Source organism: Variovorax sp. 20P10.2.4, assembly GCF_058244205.1.
Map to the genome: position 1 here is coordinate 1 of NZ_JBZAYE010000705.1, position 3,553 is coordinate 3,553.

At 68.2% G+C, this 3,553-nt stretch carries 3 protein-coding genes and 1 pseudogene; all 4 read left to right on the plus strand.

The window, feature by feature from the left end; genetic code table 11:
- Window positions 1–194 (plus strand): annotated as a pseudogene (locus AC27VN_RS35975) (glycine zipper 2TM domain-containing protein); the annotation flags it as partial.
- 146 nt (window positions 195–340) lie between these two features.
- The gene (locus AC27VN_RS35980; protein WP_208513061.1) at window positions 341–1,255 is read left to right on the plus strand and encodes a dihydrodipicolinate synthase family protein; all 915 of its coding nucleotides are present in this window, start codon (window positions 341–343) and stop codon (window positions 1,253–1,255) included.
- An 82-nt stretch (window positions 1,256–1,337) separates the two neighbouring features.
- Window positions 1,338–2,471: a branched-chain amino acid ABC transporter substrate-binding protein gene (locus AC27VN_RS35985; RefSeq protein ID WP_203203420.1), complete on the plus strand. Its 1,134-nt coding sequence runs from the start codon at window positions 1,338–1,340 to the stop codon at window positions 2,469–2,471.
- 90 nt (window positions 2,472–2,561) lie between these two features.
- Entirely contained in the window at window positions 2,562–3,506 is a 945-nt protein-coding gene (locus AC27VN_RS35990) for a 4-hydroxyproline epimerase (RefSeq protein WP_490879723.1), read from the plus strand.
- Window positions 3,507–3,553: the final 47 nt, after the last annotated feature.

Here is a 3,553-nt window from a genome sequence, read left to right on the forward strand (position 1 = left end):
TGCTCGGCGCCGTCGGCGGCGGCTACGCGGGCAACGAGATCGAGAAGCGCACCCACACGGTCACCGTCTACCAGGTCGGCGTGCGCATGGACAACGGCACGCTGCGCAGCGTCGAGACGCGCAGCGCGCCGCCGATCGGCAAGGCCGTCAGACTCAAGGGCCACACGCTGAGCCCGGCCGACGGCCACAAGTAAGCGTTCCCCACCCCACCTGGAACCGCGCCCGGCAGGCCCTGCCAGGCGCATGCTCGTTTACGAGAATATTGACGGTATATCGTTAATATATTTAAATCCGCTCCGTCCCAGCCCCGCCCATCCGGGCCCATCCAAGGAGCGAATTCGTGAGCAACCCCCGCTGGCAAGGCATCTTTCCCGCCGTCACCACCAAGTTCCATGCCGACGAGCGCATCGATGCCGAAGGCACCGCGCGCCACATCGACTTCCAGATCCGCAACGGCATCCACGGCCTCGTCACCTGCGGCTCGCTCGGCGAGGCCAGCACGCTGTCGCTCGAAGAGAAGCTCCAGGTCGCGCAGATCGCGCTCGAGGCCGCCGACGGCCGCATCCCGGTACTGGCCAACGTGTCCGAGACCAGCACCCGCGACGCGCTGCGCTACGTCGAGGGCGGCAACAAGCTCGGCGTGGCCGGCTACATGGTCATGCCCTCGGTGATCTACGTGGCCGACGCGCGCGAAGCCATGCTCAACGTGCGCACCATCGCCAACGCGGCGCAGAAGCCGGTGATGGTCTACAACAACCCGGTGGCGTACCGCGTCGACCTCAAGCCCGAGCACATGGTCGAGCTGGCCGACTGCGAATGGATCGCGGCCATCAAGGAGAGCACCGACAACATCCGCCGCATCACCGACCTGCGCAACACGGTCGGCGACCGCTACCAGCTGTTCCTCGGCGTGGACGATCTCGCCTACGAGGGCCTGGCACTGGGCTGCGACGGCCTGCTGGCCGGCGTAGGCTGCGCGTTCCCGCGCGAGACGGTGGCGCTGTACGACCTCATGAAGGCCGGCCAGTTCGCCGAGGCGCTCAAGCTCTACCAGTGGATGACGCCGATGCTGCACCTCGACGTCTCGACCAAGCTGGTCCAGAACCTCAAGCTCATCGACCACCTCGTGGGCGTGGGCACCGAGCACGTGCGCCGTCCGCGCCTGCCGCTGGTGGGCGCCGAGCGCGAGGCCATCGAGGCCATCGTGAAGAAGGCGCTCGCGACCCGCCCGGCCAAGTACCAGTCGGTCGCCTAAGCCCTTCGTTTGCTGCGTTTCCCCCGAGGGCGGCGCCCTCGTTTCCCCCGTACCCTCCGTGTCCCTTTATCCAGGAAGAAGCATGAAGACACCATCGAAGATGATTCCGCTGCTCGGCCTCGTGGCGCTCGCCCTCGCAACCCAGGCGAAGGCGCAGGAGCAGGTGGTCAAGATCGGCCATACCGGGCCGCTCTCCGGCCCCAATGCGTTCGCGGGCAAGGACAACGAGAACGGCGTGCGCCTCGCGATCGAGGAGCTCAACGCGAAGAAGCTCGTGGTCGGCGGCAAGACGCTCAAGTTCGAACTGAAGTCGGAGGACGATGCCTGCGACGCCAAGAGCGGCGTGGCCGTGGCGCAGAAGTTCGTCGACGACAACGTCAAGTTCGTCATGGGCCCGTACTGCTCGGGCGTGGCCATCCCGGCCTCGCGCGTCTACAGCGACGGCGGCGTGCTGCTGTCGACCGTGGGCACCAACCCGAAGGTCACGCAGGGCGGCTACAAGAACCTCTACCGCATCATCGCGAGCGACAACCAGATCGGCGGCAGCATGGCCGTGTACGCGGCCAAGGTGCTCAAGGTCACCAAGGTCGGCGTGATCGACGACCGCACCGCCTTCGGCCAGGGGCTCGCCGAGGAGTTCACCAAGGAAGCGAAGAAGCAGGGCCTCACCGTGGTCGGCCAGGAGTTCACCACCGACAAGGCGGTCGACTTCACCGCCATCCTGACCAACATGAAGGCCAAGCAGCCCGAAGCGATCTTCTTCGGCGGCTACGCACCGCAGGGCGCGCCGATGACGCGCCAGATGAAGCAGCTCGGCATCAATGCCAAGCTGCTCGGCGGCGACACGCTGTGCAGCCCCGCGATGGGCAAGCTCGGCGGCGACGCGGTCAACGACGCGGTGTTCTGCGCCCAGGGCGGCTCGATCCTCGAGAAGGCGGTCAGCGGTCCGGCCTTCAAGGAGAAGTTCAAGAAGCGTTTCGGTGCCGACGCCGATGCCTACGCGGCCTCGTACTACGACCAGGTGATGTTCATCGGCGAGTCGATGGCCAAGGCCAACTCGATCGATCCCGACAAGGTCGGCGCCGAGCTCTACAAGACCACCTACAAGGGCGTGGCCGCGACCTATGCCTACGACGACAAGGGCAACATGAAGCAGGCGCCGATCACGGTGTTCACCTTCAAGAACGCCGCGCCGACAGCGCTCGCGAGCTACTGAGTCGCGCCTCTTGGGAAGGGGCCGCGGCCCCTTCCTCCCCTCTTCCTTCAACGCATCGCCGTCTTCAAGGAAGGCGATGCGCCCACCCCCATGCACCGCATCCAGATCATCGACTCGCACACCGGCGGCGAGCCCACCCGCCTCGTGACCGGCGGCTTTCCCGACCTCGGCCGTGGCAGCATGGCCGAGCGCCGCGCGCTGCTGGCCGAGCATCACGACCAATGGCGCGCCGCCACCGTGCTCGAACCGCGCGGCAGCGACGTCGTGGTCGGCGCGCTGTTGTGCGAACCGGTCGCGCCCGATGCCGCGGCCGGCGTGATCTTCTTCAACAACGCGGGCTACCTCGGCATGTGCGGCCACGGCACCATCGGCCTGGTCGCGAGCCTCGCGCACATGGGCCGCATCGGCCCCGGCGAGCACCGCATCGAAACGCCCGTGGGCACCGTCACCACCACGCTGCACGAAGACGGCGCGGTCAGCGTGCGCAACGTGCCCGCGTACCGGCACCTGCACCAGGTGGCCGTCGAACTGCCGGGTCATGGCACGGTGCGCGGCGACGTCGCCTGGGGCGGCAACTGGTTCTTCCTCGTGAGCGAGGCCGCGCACGGCCAGCGCGTGGCGAGCGACAACCTCGCCGCGCTCACCGACTACACGGCCGCGCTGCGGCGCGCGCTCGCGGCGCAGGGCATCACCGGCGCCGAGGGCGCGGAGATCGACCACATCGAACTGTTCGCCGCCGACGCGGACGGCGCCGACAGCCGCAACTTCGTGCTGTGCCCCGGCAATGCCTACGACCGCTCGCCCTGCGGCACCGGCACCAGCGCCAAGATCGCCTGCCTCGCGGCCGACGGCAAGCTCGCGCCCGGCCAGGTGTGGACGCAGGCCAGCGTGATCGGCAGCCGCTTCGAGGCCAGCTACGAGCCCGCCGACGACGGCCGCGTCGTTCCCACGCTGCGCGGCCGCGCCCACATCAGCGCCGAAGCCACCCTGCTGATCGACGAGGCCGATCCCTTCGCCTGGGGCATCCGGCTCTGAACTCGCGCATGGCCGACGCGGACGCGATCGTCATCGGCGCCGGCATC

What these genes read in the sequence shown, in the direction of transcription:
- AC27VN_RS35985 (WP_203203420.1), top strand. Translation starts at nt 1,338, where the DNA reads ATGAAGACACCATCGAAGATGATTCCGCTGCTCGGCCTCGTGGCGCTC.
- AC27VN_RS35990 (WP_490879723.1), top strand. Translation starts at nt 2,562, where the DNA reads ATGCACCGCATCCAGATCATCGACTCGCACACCGGCGGCGAGCCCACC.